Origin of the sequence: Bradyrhizobium sp. BRP56, from assembly GCF_020194035.1 — a bacterium.
GTDB classification, from domain to species: Bacteria; Pseudomonadota; Alphaproteobacteria; order Rhizobiales; family Xanthobacteraceae; genus Bradyrhizobium; species Bradyrhizobium australafricanum.
In genome coordinates, this window is record NZ_JADYVV010000008.1 from 136,945 (window position 1) to 158,459 (window position 21,515).

Consider the following 21,515-nt stretch of genomic DNA (forward strand, 5'->3'; position numbering starts at 1 on the left):
GTCCCTATTCCGGAAAGTGGCTGACGACGACGAAGCCTACCGTGCCGGCCAGAATCGTCACGAATGAATAGCTGTAGAGATCGATCGAGAAGGGCTGCACCAGCATGAAGATGCCGCCCCCGATCAGGGTCATCGCAACGGCCTCCCAGCGCCCGCGACTGAAGAAGCGATGCAATGCCCCCTTGGTTCCCTTGGCCCCCTTAACAACAGCAGAACCGTTCATTTGCGCACCGCTCCGAAGGTGATGCCACGCAACAGATGCTTGCGCAGCAGCACGGTGAACATGACGATCGGGACGACGAACAGCGTGGTCGCGGCGGCAACCGCCGGCCAGTCCTGCCCGCCCTCACCGATGATGAAAGGGATGAAGGGCGGCATGGTCTGCGCCTCGCCGCTGGTCAGCAGAACCGCGAAGGCGTATTCATTCCAGGAGAAGATCAGGCAGAAGATCGCGGTCGCCGCAATTCCGGTGACGGCCTGCGGCAGCACCACCTTGCGCAGCGCCTGCAGCCGCGTGTAGCCGTCGACGAGGGCCGCCTCCTCGTACTCGCGTGGGATCTCGTCGATGAACCCCTTGAGCAGCCAGACCGCGAGCGAGACGTTCACGGCGGTATAGAGCAGGATCATTCCGAGCCTGGTGTCGGTCAGGTTGAGCTGCCGGTACATCAGATAGATCGGGATCGCGACCGCGACCGGCGGCATCATCCGCGTCGACAGAATAAAGAACAAGAGATCGTCGGCCAACGGAATGCGGAAGCGCGAGAAGGCGTAGGCCGCGAGCGTACCGAGGAAGACGGCGAGGAAAGTCGAACCGAACCCGATGATCAGTGAGTTGACGAAGCGCGGGACGACTTTGGACGGTCCGGCAATAACCATGTCATGCTTGCGGACCAGCTTGTCGTACCAGGTCTCCGGGCGCGGCAACTTGGCGATGAAATCAGGTGTCTGGCGGGTGCGCACCGTGAACAGGTTGACATAACCTTCGAGCGTCGGCTCGAAGATCACCTTGGGCGGATAGGCGATCGCATCGCTTTGCGACTTGAAGGCGGTGGCAACGATCCAGACTAGCGGCAGGATCGTGATCAACGCATAGAGGATGACGAGAGCACCAGCGAATGCCTTGGTGCGCGGCGAGGCCTCGACGATCGAGTGTGCGCTGGATCTGGCCAGGACCGATTTGGCTACGGCAGCGGTCATCGTTGCTTCACCTTGTTGAGCGCTTTGACGTAGATGTTGGCGGCCCCGAACACGGTCACGAACAGGATGATGGCGAGCGCGGACGAATAGCCGGTGCGCCACTTCTCGAATGCCGCACGCTTCAGGGTGATCGATACGAGCTCGGTGGTCGACCCCGGCCCTCCCGAGGTCAGCAGGTTGACCATGTCGAACATCTTGAAGTTTTCGATCGCGCGAAACAGCACCGCCAGCATCAGGAACGGCACCGTCATCGGCAGCGTGATCGACCAGAACTGCCGCCAGGCCGAGGCACGATCGACTTCGGCGGCCTCGTAGATGTAATCCGGGATCGAGCGCAGCCCGGCGAGGCAGATCAGCATCACGTAGGGCGCCCACATCCAGGTGTCGACGAGCACGATTGTCCATGGCGCGAGCGCGACTTGCCCTGTCATGCTGAAAGAGCTCGGCGGCACACCGGTGAACAAGCTGATCAGATAGTTGAACGGGCCGATCTGCGGCTGCAGCAGCAGCGTCCAGAAATTGCCGACAACCGCCGGCGACAGCATCATCGGCAGCAGGATGATCGTGGTCCAGAAACTGTGGCCGCGGAACTGACGGTTGATCAGAAGCGCGAGCCCAAAGCCGACCACGACCTGCAAGGCGACCGAGCAGATCACGAATTGCGCGGTGGTCTGGAGCCGGAACCAGACGTCCTCGTCGTTGAGTATGTCGCTGAAATTGTCGAGCCCGACAAACCGCAGCGGCAGATAGGACATGCTGAGGTTGAGGCTGGTGAAGGACAGCCGGATCATCCAGACCAGCGGGAAGATGTTGATCGCGAGCAGCAGCGCAATCGTCGGCGCGACGAACAGCCACGCGATGGTCCGGTCGGACAGACCATGGCCGCGGCGCACGGCGCGGGATTTGGCTGGCTCGCTCACGCCCGGGATCGTAGCATGCTCGGGTTGCAGGATCGTCGTCATCTTGTCCATCGGCTGGTTCGGCTTCCCCGAGGCTGACCTCGGGGAAGCCAGTTCAGTTGGGACGCGGCGTTCGGGCTATTGCGAGGCGACTTGCTTGCCCTGTTCCTTGAACACCTTGGTCCAGTCCTTGACCAGGAGATCGAGCGCCTGCTGCGCCGTGCCCTTGTCGGCGACGACGTAGTCGTGCACCCGCTTCTGCATATCAAGCAGCAGCTGGGCGTAGGACGGCTCGGCCCAGAAGTCCTTGACGATGCCCATCGACTCCAGGAATTGCGGCGCGAACGCCGCGCTCTTCGGGAAGTCCGGCGCGTCGACCACCGCCTTGAGCGCCGAGTAGCCGCCGATCTGCCACCATTTCTGCTGCACGGCGGGCTGCGCGAACCACTTGATATAGGCGAGCGCGTCGTCCTTGCGGTCAGAGGTCGCAACCACCGAGATGCCCTGTCCGCCGAGCTGGGTGAAGTGCGCGTTCGGGCCGGCCGGATTGACGAAGAAGCCGATCTTGTCGCCGCCGACATTCGGATCCTTGTACAGGCCGGGGAAGAATGCGAACCAGTTCATTTGCATCGCCACCTGGCCCGACTTGAAGGCATCGAGCCCTTCCTGCATGTAGGCGTTGGTCATGCCCGGCGCGGTGCAGCACTTGTAGAGCTCCTTGTAGAATTCGAGCCCCCTGGCCGCCTCAGCAGAATTGACGATGCCCTGCATCTGGTACGGCTTCTTCGGATTGTCGTAGCTGAAGCCGTAATTGTAGAGCACGTTGGTCACGCCCATCGTGATGCCTTCGGAGCCGCGCTCGGTAAAGATGTAGGCGCCGTAGACCTTCTTGCCGTCGATCTCGCGGCCCTGGAAGAACTCCGCGATCTGCTTCAACTCGTCATAGGTTTTCGGCGGCGCCAGATCACGACCGTACTTGGCCTTGAAAGCCGACTGAATGTCGGGCCGCGAGAACCAGTCCTTGCGATAGGTCCAGCCCACGGCGTCGGCCATCGCCGGCAGCGCCCAGTAATTTGCCGAATTCTTCGGCCACTGCGAATAGCCGACAACGGTCGCCGGGACGAAGTCGTCCATCGAGATGTGCTCTTTGTCGAAGAAATCGTTGAGCTTGACGTACCACTTGTTCTCGGCGGCGCCGCCGATCCACTGGCTGTCGCCGATGATCAGGTCGCAGAGCTTGCCGTGGGAGTTGAGCTCGTTGAGGAAGCGATCCGCGTAGCTCGTCCAGGGGACAAACTCGTACTTCATCTCGATGCCGGATTGCTTGGTGAAATCCTTGCCGAGTTCGACCAGCGCGTTGGCCGGATCCCATGCCGCCCAGCACAGCGTGAGCTGCTTACCCTGGGCCGCAGCTTCGCCCCCGCCAAATATCCCCAGCAGCGCCGCCCCGAGAACCGTGGTGGCCGCTGAGCTTCTCAGCCAATTAAATGTCCGCATATCCGTTTCCTCTCTCGTTGAAGCGTCCAACCCGCTCAGCGCGCCCTGCCGGGGCGACGCCAAGACCCTGAAACCGAGTTTGAGGAGCGATGAGTGAAGGACGAGACGGACCGCTGCCGGAGACGGCTCCGGCATGGCTTGGGCTCCTCCTGCACATCGGCGCTCGATGCGCGATGTTTAGTTTTTTGTATTACTAAACGTAGTACTAAATTTTTTGGCCCGTCAAGCCGGTTCTCGCGACCCTGGCGAAAATATTCGCGACGCTCGCACGGGCACGCGTCGATGTTCGCAATGCAACAAATTGCCCGAGGATTGCAGCGAATTCGGCGAACAACGACTGCCGGCCTGGTCCAGCGGACGCAATTCGGCCCGTCCCGATAACAGGAAAGCCAGAAGGTTAGCCCCAGCCAGAATGTTTAGTATGCGACTTTACTGAACGTTCAACAGAGCGATTGAGCGCGCGAGCAGCCTCCGTGTCGGCCGAAATTTGCCATGCCGCGAACTGCCGGGCCCACCACTCGTGTTATCGACCGGACACCGGGATCCTGAGGCTTGCGGTCAAAATGCACCCCAATGCCAACACCACGCCCACGCCTGCGACACAGGCGAGCCATCCGAAGTGATCGAACAATTGACCAAGCACCGCGCTGCCGACCAGGCCGCCGAAGAAATAGCAGGCAAGGTAGGTGCCGCTGGCAACCCCGCGGTTTGTTCGCGCTGCTTGCCCGACGAAGCCTGTGGCGCAGGCTTGCGCAAAGAACGTGCCGACCCCGATCAGCACCATCCCCGCGAGCACGTCCGCAAGGTGCGATGAGAGCATCAGTGGCAGGCCTAGAGCGGCGATTGCGAGACCGCCCCAAAGTGACAGGCGCATGCCGAACAGTGCCACCGCTTTGCCAGCCAGCAGCGTCGTGACGACGGAGGGGAGAAATACGAAATAGACAAAACCCACCCCCATCATACCGAGCGACAGTGGGGCACGGACCAGGATGAAGTTGACGTAGGTAAAGGTGCCGATGAACGCGAACAGGATGCAGAAGCCAAGGCCGAAGGCCGCGCGTAGGGCCGGCTCCTGCCAATGCTCTATCATTGCCGAAAGTGACGATTGCGCCGGGCCGATGGAGTGCATGGGCTGGACGCGCTTGATTGTGAAGTAGACCAGCAGCGCGCCTGCGAGATTGAGCACGGCAAAGAAATAGAAATTCGTCGCCAGGCCCAGATTGTCGGACACGGACGCCGAGATGAGACGCCCGATCAGATTGCTTGCGACGTTCCCGGTGATATAGGCGGCGAAGGCGCCGCCAGCATCCATTGCGCTGCACTGTTCGCCCAGATAGGCAAGGGTTAACGTAAAGGCTGACGCCATGCAGAGACCCTGCATGATGCGAAGAATGGTGAAGACGGTAAGGTTCGGTGCGATGGCAAGCAAGCTCGTCGGAATCGCGAGCAGAAGCAGGCTTGCCAGAATGCCGGTCCTGCGATCGATGTGCGGGCTGAAGGATCCGACCGCCAGTCCTGCGACTGCCATACCGATCGTGCTGGCATTGACGGCGAAGCCCATCGCACCAGGCGTGACGCCGTAGTGCCGCGTCAGAGTTGGCAGAATTGCTTGCGTTGCGAACAGGTCGACGACGGTCAGGAATGCGGTGAGGCCGATCACCAGAGATCGCAGCGCCACGCCGGTCGAATGACCGTGCTCTTGCATTGGTTTTGCTGTGACTTCCATCGGCATATCAGTCATCGCCGCAGCTCCTGTGATCGAAGGGGGATGTGACGCCCGGGCGTGCGGGGCCAACACGTGGCTCCCGGGTCGTCACATCCGGTAACGAGGCGTGGGGCTGGAGCACTCGTTACATGTTGTGGTCAGTCGGATCCTTGCGAACGTCGCCGACATAGAGAATGACGGTCTCTTTGCCGAGGTTCTTCCACCAATGCGAGGTGCCGTAGACCTCCGGTCGCAGGTCACCTGCCTTGTGCACAATTGGGTCGACGCAGTTGCTGGCGTATTCGACGACCTCGCCCTGCTGGACAAAGATCAGCGCCGGCCGATCGTCATGGCTGTGCCAGGGCACGATGCCACCGGGCTCGATGGTCAGCTTGCGGAAGCGCAGTTCGCGTCCCTCGATATGCGCGGGTTGCTTGCCGAGATCGATGGAGCCAAGCGTCACGTCGGTAACACCAACCGGCTTGTAGTCCACCATCGAGCGGGCATTGGCCTTCATCTTGTCGGCGGGACATTCGCCGGCGAAAGCCGCGGATGCTGTCGCGAGCGAAATGGCAATGGCGCTCGCGACGCCGAGAGCTCGCCGGATCTTGCGCGAGGTTGCGATGTCATTGAACATGTTGTTGTCTCCTTGATGTCGCGGCCCCGAAAGGCTGGCCGGCGTGTCAGGAGCATCGCGCAAGGCCCTTGCTTCGGGAAATGCCGGTTGGCTGTTGAGCCGATAGCGGCGAGCTATGCGACTCAAGCGCGGCCGCGCATGTGCTTGATGTCGGACGCGAAGGTCGGACAGGCGGAGATGTGGTCACGAAGCTCGCTCCCGCGGGTGCCGAGTTTCATTGCAAGGCCGAACATATCTCCAAGTTCATGACCGGCATGGCCCACGATGGACATCAGGAAAGGAACGGTAGCGAATTTGCCAATTCACAGTACGTTATAGCGGGACATAGAAAACCCCTCGGGGGACGGCCATCCCCGCTCAGGCGTCCAACACGAAATGCGGGCCCGCTCTGATATCGATAGCCCAATGCTATCGTGCTTTGTGCAATGCTCCTGGCGGAGACAAAGGCGCCTCTGGTGGGCGGTCCGCGCAGGAATTGCCATCTGAAGGTCAAACATACGGGAGCAAGGGATGACATCGCTTTCCCCAGCCGACGCCGAGCGGCTCAAGGTCGCCTTTCAGCGCTGCCGGGAGATGGAAGGCACTCTCAACGAGCAGCTCCAAGCCTATGCGGCAGCAGGCCGGGAAATCTTTCCGGCCTATGGCGACGCAGTCGATCGCCTCGTTATCAGGGTCAACGAAAATGGCGGCGGCGAAAACGCGCCGCGTCCTGGCGAGCCGATGCCACCTTTCGTGCTACCCGACGAAAGCGGTCGCCTAATCGCCTTGCCCTCTCTGCTCGAGCGAGGCCCGGTGGCGGTGATGTTTTTCCGCGGCCATTGGTGCCCGTATTGCCGACTCAATGTCAGGGCCGTGATCAAGGCCTATGACCGCATCAAGGCTCTGGGGGCGGACGTCGTCGCCGTCATGCCCGAGACACAGGAATATGCGGCAGAATTCAAGTCCGAAGCCGGAGCACCGTTTCCAGTGCTGACCGATCTCGACAATGGCTATGCGCTGTCCCTCAACCTGGCGATCTGGCTTGGTGCAGAGATTGAGCGGCTTCTCTCTTATCTCGACATGCCGAGCTTTCACGGCAACGACGGTTGGGTGTTGCCGATTCCTGCGGCCTTTGTGATCGGATGCGATGGCATCGTCAAAACGCGTTTTGTTGATCCCGACTTCCGGCGCCGCATGGCGATCGAGGATCTACTCGAAGCTCTGAAGGACGCGAGGTAGGCACTTCCGGGCGACCCACGTGCATTGGTACTCTCACGCGGCTCGGCTCTTCTCCAAAAACTGCCGCCAATCGGTGCCACGCAGCATGCGCATGACGGCAGATGCGACCGCAGTTCGCTCGCGACCGGCGATGCCGTAGAGATTGACCGTGCGTCGAGCATCGAGTCCCTCGACCGAGGTACGTTTGAGCGTCTGCGGTATCCGCGAGGTGTCAGGAACCACGGCGATGCCGATACCGGCCTCAAGCAGCTCAATGAGATCGCGCTCGCTCGAGATTTCGTGGCAATGATCGACGTCTATGCCGTGCTCTCGCAAGACGGTGTTCAAACGCGGGCCATACTCGCAGTACCCACGCGACAAAAGCTGTTCGGAACGCAGATCATCGAGGTCGATGCTGTCCTGATCGGCAAGCCGGTGGTCAGCGTTGACGACGAGCTGAAAGTCCTCCGTAAATAGCGGCCAGGTGTCGAGCCGCTCCCAATTCGGATCGAGCTCAGCCGCGATTCCAAGCTCCGCCTCGCCTTTCTTCAGCATGTCTCCGACTTCGCGGCCATTGCCGCGGAGAAAACGGAATTCCAGCCGATTGAACTGGCGCTTGATCTGATCGAGGAAGGGAATTAGCAGACACAGATCGATCGAGTGGGTGAGCGCGATTCTCAGGGCGCCGATTTCGCCGCTTTTGAATGACGAGGCGAGCGAGCGCGCGCCGGCGGCGGCCTCGTAGCATTGCTTCAGCAAGGGGTGCATGCGCTGACCGAGCTCGGTCAATCCGGCCGGACGCTCGCGGCGAAACAGGTCGCCGCCAAGCTCTGCCTCGAGCTGCTTGATTGCTCGCGTCAGCGATGGCTGGGTGACATTGCACTCATCGGCAGCACGCGTGAAGTTGAGCGTCCGCGCGACCGCGAGGAAGTACCGAACCTGATGCATTTCCATGGCCGAACTCCCCTGATCCGGCCAGCAGTCTAGCCGATTGAGGGCCACGGCGGCCATAGCGCGCACCTATGGTTTTGGAAGCCAAAGGGTATTTCCGTGAATCGGTTTTGCGATGCAGATTTTGGCGATCGCGGGATACCGCCGACGACGCAAACGAGATTGAGAAGATGAATCTCCAGATCAAATCGCATGCCGCAATGGACGCAAGAATGCTCGATGGCAGAGTAACCCTGGTGACCGGCTCAACCAGCGGGATCGGGCTTGGCATCGCCCGCGCGCTTGCCGCGGCTGGCGCAAACGTGATGCTGAATGGCTTCGGAGCCGCGGCCGAGATCGCCAGGACGAAGGATGCGATAGAAGCCGATCATGGCGTCAAGGTCGGCTATTCAGCGGCCGATATGACGTCGCCAGATGCGATCGCCGAGATGGTCGCGGTGACGCTGGCCGACTTTGGTCGGCTCGACATTCTCATCAACAATGCCGGTATTCAGCACGTCGCACCGCTCGACCAGTTTCCGGTCGAAAAATGGGATCAGATCCTTGCGATCAATCTATCGTCCGCGTTCCACACCACGCGGCTGGCACTGCCGGCGATGCGCAAACAAGGATTCGGCCGCATCATCAATGTGGCATCTGCGCATGGGCTGGTCGCCTCGCCGTTCAAGGGGGCCTATGTCGCCGCCAAACACGGCATTGTCGGCTTGACAAAGGTAGCGGCGCTCGAAATCGCCGAGGAAGGTATTACGTGCAACGCCATATGCCCTGGCTATGTCTATACCCCGCTGGTCGAAGCTCAGATCGATGGACAAGCCAAGGCGCATGGAATCTCTCGGGATCAGGTGATCCGCGACGTGCTGCTGGCCCAGCAACCGAACAAACGCTTTGCGACAGTCGAGGAGATCGGTGCGCTGGCGGTTTTCCTGGCGAGCGAAGCAGCCGCGTCGATTACCGGAATTGCTTTGCCGGTCGATGGCGGTTGGACAGCACATTGAGACGACGCTCGTAACAGAGCCGGGCGCGCTTGCGAATATTAGACCAGGCCGGAATGGGAGCACAACATGCAGGACAGAACTTCGTCGCGAAATATCAAATCGCTGGCCAAGGATCTCCCCGGCCAGGTCGTTCTGGTGTTGCAAGGCGGCGGCGCCTTGGGCTCGTACCAGGCAGGTGTCTATCAAGCCTTGCACGAAGCAGGCATAGAGCCGGACTGGATCATCGGCACATCGATCGGCGCCATCAATGCCAGCCTCATCGCCGGCAATCCGGTCGAGAACCGGCTGTCACGCCTGAAAGAGTTCTGGAAGCGGATGGAGCAAAATCCGGTCTGGAACATCCGGACGGCCTTTCCCGACTTCAATGACCGGCTATCCTACTGGGCGACCATCACCCACGGAATTCCCGGCTTTTTTCGTCCAAATGCCCTTGCTCATGCGGGTGACAACTACCCGCTGGGTGCCGAACGGGCCGGCTATTACTCGACCTCGCCGCTGGAGCAGACCCTGTGCGAACTCGTCGACGTCAAGCTGCTCAACAGCTGTTCGCCGCGCCTGACGGTCGGGGCCGCCCACGTGCGGACCAGCCAGATGCACTATTTCGATAGCCGCGACGGGGAACTCACCATCAGGCATATTATGGCCTCCGGCGCATTGCCGCCGGCCTTTCCCGCCGTCCGCATCGACGGCGAGCTCTATTGGGACGGCGGTATTCTGTCCAACACGCCGACTGAAGTCGTGTTCGATGACAATCCCCGCAAGAACTCGCTGATCTTCGCTGTCCATCTGTGGAATCCTGCGGGCCTGGAGCCGACCACGATGGCGGAGGTGCTGAATCGACACAAGGATGTCCAATATTCCAGCCGCATCATGAGCCACATCGCACGCCAGCAGCAGGCGCATCGGTTGCGTCACATCATCAACCAATTGGCCAAACGGCTGCCCGACAGCGAACGCAACACCCCGGAGGTGCGCGAACTGGTCGGTTACGGCTGTCAGACACGCATGCACGTCGTGCGTCTGCTTGCGCCGCAGCTTGATCGCGAAACCCACACCAAGGACATCGATTTCAGCCCGCGCGGCATCATGCAGCGGTGGGACGCGGGTTACTCGCACACCAGAGCAGCCCTTGAACACGCGCCGTGGGTTGGCGAGTTTGATCCGCTGTCGGGCGTGATCCTGCATGAGCAGATGGAATTGATGCCGGTGGCGGCGGAATAAGGTGCGCGCCAGGAACAGGATTGCGCGATGGGGAAATTACTCGTCCGATCCAGCTTCCGCAGCGAAGAGGTCCTTGTCGGCAAGAGGGACGTCACCTAGCCACGCCGATCTCATCGCCTCGTGGACGAGCGAACCGACGGCCAACGGATAGGGTATTTCCCGCCAGAACTCAGGATTGACTAGCGGGCCGGCAACGACGTCCTTCTTCGATGTCGAATGCTGCCGCTTTCGAGCATAGCCAGCATCCAGTTGTCTGTCTGGTACCGGCGTGTCGGCTATTTCGATTGAAGTGTCACGACAGGTGACCACGTGTCGTCAACACCCGACCGCTCGAGGAGCTTGCAGCGGTCGAGCATCAGTTCAGTCGGCCTGTCGTGAGGACGCTGGCGCAAGACAGCCTCGAAGCAGCATATGGCGCCGGCGAAGTCGCGCTTGCGATATTCAAGTAGTCCCTGTTCGTAATCGATGATCCAGGCCGGGTAAGCGTCGCCTGTAGCCGAACCGATCAGTTCATGCACGGCGAGGCCTTCTGTCTTGCCGTAGACGGCTATGCGATCGATCTCGCGTGTGATCATGGCCCCCTGAACGAGGCGCTTGGTCTCGGCGCCGATCAGAATTTGCGTCTCATAGTGCTTGTTGGCGCCTTCGAGGCGGCTCGCCACGTTCACGGCATCGCCAATCACCGTATAGTTCAGCCGCAATTCGGAGCCGACATTGCCAACCAGCATGCGGCCGGAATTGATGCCGATCCGGATTTGCAGGGGATGGCCCTGGTCGTCCCTGACGCCCGCGGCCTCAATGCCTTGGCGGCAGACGAGTGCTGCACGGCAACAGAGCAGAGCATGTTCGGCCTGCGCTGTCGGCGCGCCCCAGAATGCCATCACAGCGTCGCCAATGAATTTGTCGATGGTGCCGCCGTGGGCGACGATGACTTCGGAGGCGACGTCGAGATATCGCGACAACAGCGGCACAACCCGATCCCCCATGCGCTCGGAAAGCCCGGTGAAGCCGGCCACATCGATAAACATTACCGTCAGCTCCTGGATCGAGCCGCCAGGTTTCGCCTCGATGCCCTGGCGAAGGAGCGACCGGACCAGATCGGCAGGAATGAATTTGCGGAAAGCAGACAAGCCCTGCGCCATCTCGGCTATCGCGCCCGAAAGGCTCGAAATCTCGGCGAGCCGCGACGGGTGGCGGCGCACCTGTTCCAGCGCAAAACTTTCCACATGTCGGATTTCGCCGACCACACGGGCGAGCGGTGCGGCGATCACCGACCGCGCCAGCATCGCAGAGAACAGGGCGGCGAGCAGCGCACCGATGGCAAGACCGATGATGAGCCGTCGCAGCGTGGTTTCGACCGGGCCAAGAAACTCAGCCTCAGGGATCACGGTCGCCAGGCACCAGCCGGTAAATGGTAGGGGCGTCAGCCCAACCTCATAGGCTGCGCCATCGAGGGTAAGCCGCCGCCGCCAGGCTTCCTTGCGACCGTCCTCGCCGGCCAGTGTCAGAGCCATGCGCGCCAACGGCAACAGATCGATCCGGCTGTGCGCGGGATGCAGTTCGTCGGCGTTCTTGTCGGGAGCCGCGATCAATTCGTCGCCGGCACCGAGGATGAAAGCCGTTCCGGTGCGGCCGACCTCGAGCTGGGCGAGGAAACGGGAGAGCCTGGTGTATTCAATGATGATCGCAAGGACGCCCTGACGTTCCTGATAGACATCGATCGGCCCCGCGAAGGCGATCGATGGGCGCGGGCCGATCGGATGGTCGACGACCCCGAACCACTGCGGGCCCTTGGCCTCCATGCCGATCTTGAACCAGTCCTGCATCGTGACGCTAAAGTCTGTGGGTTCGAAACGGCGGGATTCAAATTCGATGTCGCCGGGGATAACCTGATATTCGTCGATCCGGCGCTGGCCGACATGGTCGATCTTCGAGATCTCCATCATCTCGAGATGACCGTCACCGAGCTTATGTGCGGCGAAGAAGGAACCGTCGGGCCACCCGAAGGCGACCCAGGAGATCGTCGCTTGCGACTGCAATTGTGATAGGAACACGAACTCGCGCTTGTCGGCCTCGCGGGTATCGAGCACGTTCTGCAGGAACAGCGTGCGCACGGCAGTGTGGGCGGCGCGCGCTTCATTGACGATCGCAGACACCTCTTTGCGAACGGCAGCAACGATCTGTTCGTTGATCGTCGAGGCGAGCTGCCGGCTGATCGATTCGGCCGTGCGCCACCAGAGCAGGCTCGAGGCTGCTGCGGTGAGCAGGATCGCCGTAAGGACCAGCGCCGAGACGGCAAGACGAATGCTGATCGTCAGCATCCTCGCCGAAGACGGTGACCGCGGTCGTTCGAGGGCGCTTGAGCGTTCAAAGGCGTTCATGTTGGCCTTCGCCGGCGGTCGGAGGGCTTGATGGCGATACGCTTGCGTCCGGCAGATTGTTACGTCTCGGAATTATGACAGGCGGAGCGTTGCCATCGCCAATGCTCGACCCGCCCGGTTTCCATAGCGACAAGGCATTGGAGGCTCCGGTCGATGCCAGCGTATTTGATTGGCACGCAGACGGCACAAGAGCCATTTGCGGGACACCTGCAGCGAAGTCACGGATTCGTGAGCTGCCAAAACCGTAACGGCGGCAGCGAACGGAACGAACCTTTCGATGCGCCCCCGACGCCTCAGGAGGCGACGCAAAATAACGATGTGGAGAGATCTATGAAGAATGTCATCAGCTCGCTTGTCCTTGCCGGCGCCGTTTCGACTGCGCTTGCAACCCTTGCCACCGCCGCTCCCCTCACCAAGGCCGAGGCGGATGCAGCGACCGCGGCCCACAAGGAGAAGTGCTTCGGCGTCGCGCTGAAGGGCCAGAACGATTGCGCGGCCGGCCCCGGCACGACCTGCCAGGGCACCTCGACGGTCGACTTTCAGGGCAATGCGTGGAAGTTCGTGCAGGGCGGCACCTGCACCAGCATCCAGCTTCCGAACGGGAAGACCGGATCGCTCAAGCCGGTCTAACCGCACCGCACGGCAGACGTTCACGATCATAGGGAAAGCGGAGAGACGACATGAACGCTGCGATCTCGTCCCGGTTGCTCGCGGCCGAGCCTCCCCGCTTTCCCGCGCTTGCCATACATGGCCTGGCTGGCACCAGCTTCAAGCCCGAGCACCTTGCTGCGATCCTTGGCGCAGGACGGCAGCGTGGCTTCTTCGAGGTGCATGCAGAGAATTACATGGGCGCGGGCGGGCCGCCGCATCGCGCGCTGGAAGCCGTGCGCCGCGACCATCCGCTGTCCCTGCATGGTGTGTGCATGTCGATTGGCGGCGAACGGCCGCTCGATAAGGCGCATCTGAAGCGCTTCCGCGATCTCGTCGAGCGTTACGAGCCCGCGCTGGTATCGGAACATCTCGCCTGGTCGACCCACGACACCACCTGCTTCAACGACCTGTTGCCGCTGCCCTATACCGAAGCGACGCTCGCACGGGTCTGCGATCATATCGATCAAGTGCAAGACGCCATCTGGCGGCCGCTGCTGCTGGAAAATCCGTCGACCTATCTCGCATTCACCGAATCGACGATGAGCGAGACCGAGTTCATCCGCCGCGTCGCGGAGCGCACCGGATGCGGACTGCTGCTCGACATCAACAATGTGTTTGTCTCGGCAAACAATCACGGCTTCTTCGCGCTCGACTATCTCTCCGACTTTCCGTTGTCACGCGTCGGCGAAATCCATCTCGCCGGTCATGCCGAGCAGCTCGACGATGAAGGCGACCTGCTCCTGATCGATAGCCATGACGGACCGGTCACGGACGCGGTGTGGAAGCTGTTCGAGATCGTCGTCTCGCGCTGTGGTCCCGTCCCGACGCTGGTCGAATGGGACAGCAAAATTCCGGACTGGCCCGTGCTGAAGGCCGAAGCGGCCGCGGCGCAAGCAATCCTCGACCGCCACCAGCGGGAGATGCGCTATGCTGCCGCTTGAGGAGGAGCTCTCGTCCTACGCGGCGCGCTTCGCGGCTGCGCTGATCGACCCCGGGCGCGAGACACCCTCGCTCGTCACCGGGCCGAACGGAAAGGCGGCGGTCCGGCGCTACAATGTCTATCGCAACAACGTCACGGTCAGCCTGATCGATGCGCTTGCCGCGGTCTACCCTGCGGTCCAGCGCATCACGGGCGTCGAGTTCTTCCGTGCCATGGCGCGTTTCCATGTCCGGGCCTCGCCGCCAACATCGCCGCTCTTGCTCGACTATGGCCGCGACTTTCCCGCGTTCATCGAAACCTACGAATATGCCTGTGCCATGCCCTGGCTAGCGGATGTCGCGCGGATCGAGCGGGCCTGGCTCGACGCCTATCATGCCGCCGATGCCGCGCCATTGTCACGGGATGTGCTCGCTCTGGTTCCGCCGGAGCGGCTGGCGGATGTGGTGTTCACCGCACATCCCGCAGCAGGAATCGTCCGCTCGCCTTTCGCGGCGGTGACGATCTTCGCCGCCAATCGCGGCGGAGAGATGCCGGGTCAGATCGACGCGGGAACGCCGGAAGATGCTCTGATCACCCGGCCCGAGATGGACGTCGTCGTGCGCCATCTGCCCGAGGGCGGCGCGGTGTTTCTGACAAACCTGATGTCGGGACGGCCGCTTGGCGACGCCGCAGCGTCGGCACTTCAGTCCTCGCCCGGATTCGACATCGCGGCGAACATCGCGGGCATGATCGAGGCGGGTGCTTTCACATCAATCAATTTCGGAGAAGCATGATGGTCATCGATCGGCATTTTGGCGCCAGTGAACGCCACCGGCTGAGCCACCTCGCTGACAAGGCCGAGCACCTGATCCAGACAGTGGCCTTGCCGTCGCTGGTTCAATTCGTGATGCGCGTGGCGCTGGCGGTGCCGTTCTGGAAATCCGGCATCCTGAAATGGACCGGCTTCCTCAAGCTTAGCGACACGGCGGTGACGCTGTTCACCGACGAGTTCATGCTGCACCTGCCGGGCGGGCCCTATCACTATCCGCTACCTGCGGTGATGACATTCCTGTCCGGATGCGGCGAGATCACCTTTCCGGTGCTGCTGGTGCTCGGCCTTGGCACCCGCTTTGCCGCACTCGGGCTGTTGTTCATGACCATAATTGTCGAACTCACCGTGCCCGACGGCTGGCCGATCCACCTCACCTGGGCGGCGATGGCGCTCGGGATCATGGCTTGGGGACCGGGACGCATCTCGACGGATCATCTGATACACGGATTCCCTCGGCAAGCGAACTGAGCACATCAAGCTCACGACCGCATCCCTTTTCCGGCCGCTCATAACGGTCTGGTTGCAGGTTCGAGTCCTGCCGGACCCACCAAGACACGTTGCGCCGTTACCATTTCAATAGGCGCGCGCGAAGTCACCCTCCTGCTTGATGTCAGTGAATACAGGGAAGCGCGCCTTCCACGGCGTGCCCTTCGCCGTCGTCAGCTTGTTGAGCCGCTCAAGCACGCCGAGGCCATCCTTGCGCAGGCCCGCCGAGACCGCCGCAAGGTCCGGGAAATTCTTCAGGACGGCATCGAGCCAGATGGTGCGACCGGCCAGGAAACCGCCCGCGCCCGCGGCATAGGCGAAGTCGAGGACACGCTCGAATTTTTCCGGCGCGGCGCCGCCCGACAGCAGGACCCAGGGAATGCTCCGCTCGCGGCAGATATCGCCGATCGCATCGAATTCCTTCTGCGCGGCCTTGGCTTCCGCGCTGCCGTCACGGGCCGGCAGACTGTTGGCCGCGAGAGGGCTCTCGAGCTTCAGGAGATCGACGCCGTATTCGGACTTGGCAAACTCGCGCACGCTATCGATGACGAGGCCCGGCAGCTTGCCGGGCGATTCCACGTAATCGGCGGTGTGATTGGCGCTGCCAAGGAACGGATAGACCAGCAGTTCAAGAACATAGGGAACGTCGTGGCGGGCGCACTCCTCGCCGATCTCGCGCACGAAGCGCTTCTGATGCTCGTTGACCGCGGCGTCCGCATCCGGCCGATACCAGGCCAGCACCTTGACGGCGTCGCCGCCCATGGCGCGAATTTTCTCCACACTCCAGTTGGCGATCGCGCGCGACTTGCGACCGCCCGCGGTCTCCTCGACGCGATGCTCCTCCAGCGTCATGATCAGGCCGCAGCGCGGCGGCAACAGATCGATCGCGGCGGGCACGGCAAAATTCGGGTCGAACAACATCGAGCTGCAATGCGGTGCGAGGTTCTCCACGAGGAGCCGCTTGGCCGCCGTGACGTCGGAATATTCGACCTGATCCCGCGTGATTCCCTTCGCCTTCGCAATGGCATCGAACAGCGGCGGCCGCTGATCCAGCGCGACCATGCGAAAGTGGCCTTCCGCGTCAGCAAGGCGTCCCAGCCCGCGGTTCTTTCCAATCGTTCTCATGGCTTCGTCCTCATGAATGCAAGACAGTCGTTGATGGTGGGGATTCCGTTGCGGCCACCGGCGTGGCGACATTTCATCGCGGCCGTGGCTGCAGAAAACGCCATGGCGTTGCGCACATCGAGGCCGACGCCGATCGCAAGGGCATAGGCGCCATGGAAGACGTCGCCGGCGCCGGTGGTATCGACGACATCGACGGCATAGGCGGCGTGCCGGTGCAGCTGGCCATTCTCGTACCAACTGACGCCGCCCTCGCCGCGCGTGACGGCGATGACACTGCAGCCGAAGCGCGCCAGTGCTGCGAGAGATTCGTCTTTGGCAGATCCGGCGAACGAGGCGAGCGCAGGCTCGGAGAAGATCGCGTGGTCGGTCAGGGGCAGCAGTCGCTCGAATACCTCGGCATCAGCCATGTCGCCGTCGAGCACCGTCGGAATGCCGCGCGCACGCGCCTCGCGAAACAGCGTCGCGGCACCCTGCACCCAGCGCGGATCGGCCAGCACCGAGGATGCGCGAGCGACGGCTTCAAGCGGAAGCCAATCGGCCGCTTCCGGAAAGAGACCACGGAAGTTCACGATCTGCCGCTCGCCCGAACTGTCGACGATGATCCCCGAGACCGATGAGCGGCCATCAGGGAACAGCCAGAAATTCTCGACGTCGACGCCTTCGGCCGCAAAAGCCGACCGCATCTCGTGCCCGGCGGCATCGTCCCCTGCCCGCCCCCAGAACGCGACGGAGGCACCGAGCCGCGCGACCGCGACCGCGGCATTGGCGGCCATTCCGCCGCCAAGGGTACCGTAGTCGATGGCCTTTATCTTCTCGCTGTTGCCCGCAAAGAGCTGATCGACACGCCAGACCTGATCGAGCGCGGACAGCCCAAGGCAGATCACCTGGACGCCCCTGGCTCCCGACGCCACATCCGCGAGCGCTGAAAGAGCTGCTATGTTCGCCGATGCGCTCACCGCAAAACCTGCCCGTTCGCTGCATCGAACAAATACGTCTTGCCCGGCTGCGGCCGCAAGCTGAGGCGATCGCCGGGCTTTGGTCGCAACGCTGGATCGACCCTTGCGATCGCGGAGACGCCGGCGAGATCGAAATGGATCAGGGTATCCGAGCCGAGCGGCTCGACCAGCTTGACGTTGATGGCGATGCCGTCCGCCGCATCGATCGTGACGGCAAAATGTTCAGGACGGATGCCGAGCACGGCATTTCCCGCCTGCTGCAGGCGGCTTGCGGCCTCACCGTCCAGCGGCACCGCCGTTGCGCCTTGCGAAAGGATCGCGCGCTCCTCACGCCATTCGACCGGGAAGAAGTTCATGGCGGGCGAGCCGATGAAGCCGGCGACGAACTGGTTGGCCGGCCGCTCGTAGACCGTCTCGGGCGTGTCGTATTGCTGGATCGTACCGTTCTGGAGCACCACGATCCGGTCGGCCATCGTCATGGCCTCGATCTGGTCATGGGTCACGAAGACCATGGTGGTCTTGAGCTCCTGCGATAGCGCCTTGATCTCGGCCCGCACCTGCCCGCGCAGTTTTGCGTCGAGGTTGGACAACGGCTCGTCGAACAGGAACGCCTTGGGATTGCGCACAATCGCACGGCCCATGGCGACGCGCTGGCGCTGTCCGCCGGAGAGCTCCTTCGGCTTGCGGTCGAGATAGGGCTCGATGTGCAGGAGCGCGGCGGCACGCTTCACGCGCGCATCGATCTCCGCCTTCGGCGTTCCCCGCAGCTCCAATGCGAACGACATATTGTCGTAGACGCGCATGTGCGGATAGAGCGCGTAGTCCTGGAACACCATCGCGATGTCGCGCTGCGCAGCCTGCACGCCGTTGACGCGCTTGTCGCCGATGTAGAGGTCACCCGACGTAATCGGCTCGAGACCCGCGATGATTCGCAGCAGGGTCGACTTGCCACAGCCGGACGGCCCCACGAAGACGACGAATTCATGGTCCGCGATCTCCAGATTGAGATCGGGGATCACGGTGAAACTGCCGTAGCGCTTGACGAGGTTGCGGATCGAGATCGAGGCCATGATCGCTTAATCCAGCGCCAGTACCGGCTTGATCAGCTCGCCCCTGGCAAAGCGGGCGAAATTCTCAGGCAGGGCCGACAAGCCGAACTCGCCGTCGACGAGGACGCGGTATTCGTCCTTGAACTTGCGCAGCAATTCGATGTTCGGCTCGAAATCCGAGACCGGAAAGTAGAAGGTCCGGATCATGTAGAAGTCCTTGCGGCGGAACACCTTGCCCTCTTCGATGGTCCAGGGCGCGGCGTTCTCGCCGACCAGCACCAGCGCGCCGCGCGGCAGGACGAGCTCGATGCCGAGGTTGCGCGCCGCATGCGCGCCGGAGCATTCCATGATGAGAGCAAAGCGCTTCGAGGTGTCGCCCACGGGATGCGCCTTCGCGCCGAAGGATTGCGCGATCTTCAACCGCGTCGCATTGGGGTCGGCAACGTAGATGTCGTTGTAGCCGAGCGCACGGAGCGCCAGCACGACGCCGAGGCCGACCGGCCCGGCGCCCATGACAAGAACAGGTCCGGCCTCACCGGGCGGCACCACGCGGCTGACGAAACGCACGGCGTGACCCGACGTGCCGATGGTGTCGAGCAAGAGCGGCGCGAGGCTGTCCTCGATATCGTCAGGCACCGGCAGCAGGCAATTCTCCGGCACCGGCACGTATTCGGCGTAGCCGCCCGGCCGGTTCCAGCCGATCAGGCTGGAGACCTCCAGGCACATCTGGGTATCGCCGCGCTTGCAGGCCGCGCAATGGTCGCAGTGGAGTGGAATATAGACGGCACAGCGGCGACCATGCAGCCGGTGACCGGGCTGCTCGACCACGCCGAAAATCTCATGGCCGGCGGTGAACTCTGCGCCCTTGTGCCAGAGCTTGAAGTCCGAACCGCACAGCGCGGTGCGCGAAACGCGCACGAGCACTTCACCTGTGCCGACGTCAGGCATTGCCACGCGCTCGATGGTGATGCGGTCGCCGCCGTGGAAGACCGCGGCCTGCATGATCGAATTCGGACGGGGTGATACGTTCATCAGATACCTAGCCTTTCACCGCACCGAGCGTCAGTCCCGATACCAGCCAGCGCTGAACCAGGGCAGCCAGCACCAGCGGCGGCAGCGCGATCAGCGTCGCCGCGGCCATGAGGGCGCCCCATTGCGTCGAGCCTTCGCCGATGAAGTTGAAGGCCGCCGCGATCAGCGTCTTGGTGTCGCCGTTGGAGAGCACCAGCGCAAACAGGAAGTAGTTCCATGAGAAGACGAAGGCGAGGATCGCCGAGACGGCGACGCCGGACGCCACCAGCGGCAGCGCGATACGCCAAAGGATGCGCGTGACGCTGCACCCGTCGACCTGCGCCGCCTCGAAGACACTGCGCGGGATGCCGTCGAAGGACGGCAGCAGCACCCAGATCACGATCGGCAGCGTGATGACCGCGTGGCTCAGGATCAGCGCGGTGTACGAGCCGATCATCCCGACCTGCCGGAACATGACGTACCACGGCAGCAGGAACAGCGTGCCGGGCGCCATGCGCGCGGCGAGCGTCAGGATCGCCGGCCACGAGATCCGTGTCCAGGAGACGGCGAAGGCGGCGGGGATGCCGAACAGTAGTCCGAGCGCTGTCGAGCCGACGGTGACGATGAGGCTGTTGAGCGCATAGCTGAGGAACGGCGTGGTCTTCGTCAGCTCGACATAATTGTCGAGCGTCGGCGTGAAGATCAGCGTCGGCGGATAGGCCGTCACCTCGAACGACGGCTTGAACGAGGACAACACCATCCAGACCGTCGGCGCCATGATGAGCACGCCGGCGAGCACGAGCTGCACGGTGTTGAGCCAGCGGATCCAGCGGTCGGTGTTGGCGGCATCCGTCATGACATCACCACGCCACGGCGCCGCGCAGGCGGTTGAAGGCGAGCACGGCACCGAACACGATCGCCGTCAGCGTCAGCATCAGGGCGCTGGCGTAACCGATGTTGAAGAACTCGAAACCCACCCGGAAGCCGTAGATGTTGAGCGTGTTCGAGGCGTTGCCGGGGCCGCCCTGGGTCGTGATATAGATGATGTCGAAGAAGCGCAGGAGATCGACGCTGCGCAGGATGGCCGCGGTGACGATGGTCGGCAGCAGCAGCGGCAGCGTGATGCGCTGAAAAGTCTTGAACGGCGATGCCCCGTCGATCTGCGCGGCCTCGTAGACGCTCGGCGGCAGCGATTGCAGGCCGCCCAGCACGATCAAGGCGACGTATGGCGTCCACTGCCAGCTGTCGATCAGAGCGACGGTCGGAATGACCCACGTCGGCGACGCCAGCCAGTCCGACGACGGCAGGCCGAACGACTGGAGGACGTAGTTGGCCGCGCCCAGCGAGGGATCGAGGATCACCAGCCACATCATGCCCGCCACCACCGGCGGCATCATGAACGGGGAGATGAACAGCGAGCGCACGATTCCCGGCAGGCGCCTGGCGTGAAACAACACCAGAGCCAGCCACACGCCAAAGACGAGCTGGAGCACCAACGATAGCACATAGAGCGCTATGGTGATCCAGAGTCCGTGCCAAAACTCGTAGTCGGAGATCAGCTTTGAATAATTGGCGAGGCCCGCAAAGGACTGCTTGCCGGTCGAGGAGAATGTCTGGAAGCCGAGCCAGATCGTATAGACGACCGGAAACGCGATCATCGCGACCGTGAAGATCACGGCCGGCGCCGAGAGCGTCGCCATTTCCAGCTTCTGCCGGTCCTGCGTGAGTGTCGCAGCCGCGTCCGACATGCGTCCGTTTCCTTGAGAGTGAGGAGCCGGCAGGCATAAGCCTGCCAGCATCAGGCGG

General features: G+C 62.4%; 21 protein-coding genes. 7 read left to right on the forward strand and 14 right to left on the reverse strand.

Annotation, left to right across the window (positions count from 1 at the left end):
* Positions 1-4: 4 nt before the first annotated feature.
* From I6F38_RS08420 to I6F38_RS08445, 6 genes are all read right to left on the reverse strand, one after another.
* Positions 5-223, reverse strand: coding sequence for a hypothetical protein (locus I6F38_RS08420; RefSeq protein WP_225159951.1), 219 nt, complete (start codon positions 221-223; stop codon positions 5-7).
* Positions 220-1,197, reverse strand: coding sequence for a carbohydrate ABC transporter permease (locus I6F38_RS08425; RefSeq protein ID WP_225159952.1), 978 nt, complete (start codon positions 1,195-1,197; stop codon positions 220-222). The genes I6F38_RS08420 and I6F38_RS08425 overlap by 4 nt, the downstream gene beginning before the upstream one ends.
* Positions 1,194-2,168, reverse strand: a complete 975-nt coding sequence (locus I6F38_RS08430; RefSeq protein ID WP_225159953.1) for a sugar ABC transporter permease — start codon at positions 2,166-2,168, stop codon at positions 1,194-1,196. Before I6F38_RS08430 ends, I6F38_RS08425 begins: the two co-directional genes overlap by 4 nt.
* Before the next feature lie 66 nt (positions 2,169-2,234).
* Entirely contained in the window at positions 2,235-3,593 is a 1,359-nt protein-coding gene (locus I6F38_RS08435) for an extracellular solute-binding protein (RefSeq protein ID WP_225159959.1), read from the reverse strand.
* A gap of 523 nt (positions 3,594-4,116) precedes the next feature.
* Positions 4,117-5,334, reverse strand: a complete 1,218-nt coding sequence (locus tag I6F38_RS08440; RefSeq protein WP_225159960.1) for an MFS transporter — start codon at positions 5,332-5,334, stop codon at positions 4,117-4,119.
* A gap of 109 nt (positions 5,335-5,443) precedes the next feature.
* On the reverse strand, positions 5,444-5,935 hold the full coding sequence (locus tag I6F38_RS08445; protein ID WP_225159961.1) for a cupin domain-containing protein: 492 nt from the start codon (positions 5,933-5,935) through the stop codon (positions 5,444-5,446).
* A 510-nt stretch (positions 5,936-6,445) separates the two neighbouring features.
* Here I6F38_RS08445 and I6F38_RS08450 point away from each other — a divergent pair.
* Positions 6,446-7,153, forward strand: coding sequence for a peroxiredoxin-like family protein (locus I6F38_RS08450; protein WP_225159962.1), 708 nt, complete (start codon positions 6,446-6,448; stop codon positions 7,151-7,153).
* Positions 7,154-7,186: 33 nt separating this feature from the next.
* On the opposite strand, the gene I6F38_RS08455 is transcribed toward I6F38_RS08450, so the two are convergent.
* On the reverse strand, positions 7,187-8,086 hold the full coding sequence (locus tag I6F38_RS08455) for a LysR family transcriptional regulator (RefSeq protein WP_092086010.1): 900 nt from the start codon (positions 8,084-8,086) through the stop codon (positions 7,187-7,189).
* A 167-nt stretch (positions 8,087-8,253) separates the two neighbouring features.
* Between I6F38_RS08455 and I6F38_RS08460 the strand changes: the two genes are divergently transcribed.
* Together I6F38_RS08460 and I6F38_RS08465 are read left to right on the forward strand one after the other, a co-directional pair.
* The gene (locus tag I6F38_RS08460; protein WP_092086013.1) at positions 8,254-9,078 is read left to right on the forward strand and encodes a 3-hydroxybutyrate dehydrogenase; all 825 of its coding nucleotides are present in this window, start codon (positions 8,254-8,256) and stop codon (positions 9,076-9,078) included.
* A 66-nt stretch (positions 9,079-9,144) separates the two neighbouring features.
* Entirely contained in the window at positions 9,145-10,299 is a 1,155-nt protein-coding gene (locus I6F38_RS08465; protein WP_225159963.1) for a patatin-like phospholipase family protein, read from the forward strand.
* Between the two features lie 275 nt (positions 10,300-10,574).
* Here I6F38_RS08465 and I6F38_RS08470 read toward each other — a convergent pair whose 3' ends face one another.
* Positions 10,575-12,620 carry an adenylate/guanylate cyclase domain-containing protein gene (locus I6F38_RS08470; RefSeq protein WP_225159998.1) on the reverse strand — a complete coding sequence of 682 codons (2,046 nt, stop codon included), beginning with the start codon at positions 12,618-12,620 and terminating at the stop codon, positions 10,575-10,577.
* Positions 12,621-13,010: 390 nt separating this feature from the next.
* On the opposite strand from I6F38_RS08470, the gene I6F38_RS08475 reads away from it, so the two are divergent.
* Genes I6F38_RS08475 through I6F38_RS08490 form a run of 4 tightly spaced genes read left to right on the forward strand, consistent with a single transcriptional unit; the run spans position 13,011 to position 15,550 of the window.
* The gene (locus tag I6F38_RS08475) at positions 13,011-13,310 is read left to right on the forward strand and encodes a DUF2282 domain-containing protein (RefSeq protein ID WP_038377692.1); all 300 of its coding nucleotides are present in this window, start codon (positions 13,011-13,013) and stop codon (positions 13,308-13,310) included.
* A 50-nt stretch (positions 13,311-13,360) separates the two neighbouring features.
* Positions 13,361-14,272, forward strand: a complete 912-nt coding sequence (locus I6F38_RS08480; protein ID WP_225159964.1) for a DUF692 domain-containing protein — start codon at positions 13,361-13,363, stop codon at positions 14,270-14,272.
* Positions 14,259-15,044 carry a DNA-binding domain-containing protein gene (locus tag I6F38_RS08485; protein ID WP_225159967.1) on the forward strand — a complete coding sequence of 262 codons (786 nt, stop codon included), beginning with the start codon at positions 14,259-14,261 and terminating at the stop codon, positions 15,042-15,044. The genes I6F38_RS08480 and I6F38_RS08485 overlap by 14 nt, the downstream gene beginning before the upstream one ends.
* The gene (locus I6F38_RS08490; RefSeq protein ID WP_225159969.1) at positions 15,041-15,550 is read left to right on the forward strand and encodes a DoxX family protein; all 510 of its coding nucleotides are present in this window, start codon (positions 15,041-15,043) and stop codon (positions 15,548-15,550) included. Before I6F38_RS08485 ends, I6F38_RS08490 begins: the two co-directional genes overlap by 4 nt.
* 105 nt (positions 15,551-15,655) lie before the next feature.
* Here I6F38_RS08490 and I6F38_RS08495 read toward each other — a convergent pair whose 3' ends face one another.
* The 6 genes from I6F38_RS08495 to I6F38_RS08520 form a co-directional block, all read right to left on the reverse strand.
* Positions 15,656-16,693, reverse strand: a complete 1,038-nt coding sequence (locus I6F38_RS08495; RefSeq protein ID WP_225159971.1) for a tagatose 1,6-diphosphate aldolase — start codon at positions 16,691-16,693, stop codon at positions 15,656-15,658.
* Positions 16,690-17,577: a sugar kinase gene (locus I6F38_RS08500; RefSeq protein ID WP_225159973.1), complete on the reverse strand. Its 888-nt coding sequence runs from the start codon at positions 17,575-17,577 to the stop codon at positions 16,690-16,692. Before I6F38_RS08500 ends, I6F38_RS08495 begins: the two co-directional genes overlap by 4 nt.
* A 68-nt stretch (positions 17,578-17,645) precedes the next feature.
* Entirely contained in the window at positions 17,646-18,719 is a 1,074-nt protein-coding gene (ugpC, locus tag I6F38_RS08505) for a sn-glycerol-3-phosphate ABC transporter ATP-binding protein UgpC (RefSeq protein ID WP_225159975.1), read from the reverse strand.
* Between the two features lie 6 nt (positions 18,720-18,725).
* On the reverse strand, positions 18,726-19,730 hold the full coding sequence (locus I6F38_RS08510; protein WP_225159977.1) for a zinc-binding dehydrogenase: 1,005 nt from the start codon (positions 19,728-19,730) through the stop codon (positions 18,726-18,728).
* A 7-nt stretch (positions 19,731-19,737) separates the two neighbouring features.
* Positions 19,738-20,565 (reverse strand): carbohydrate ABC transporter permease, encoded by an 828-nt coding sequence (locus I6F38_RS08515; RefSeq protein WP_028335651.1) that lies wholly within the window; start codon positions 20,563-20,565, stop codon positions 19,738-19,740.
* Positions 20,566-20,569: 4 nt separating this feature from the next.
* Positions 20,570-21,457, reverse strand: coding sequence for a sugar ABC transporter permease (locus I6F38_RS08520; RefSeq protein WP_225159979.1), 888 nt, complete (start codon positions 21,455-21,457; stop codon positions 20,570-20,572).
* Positions 21,458-21,515 lie beyond the last annotated feature (58 nt).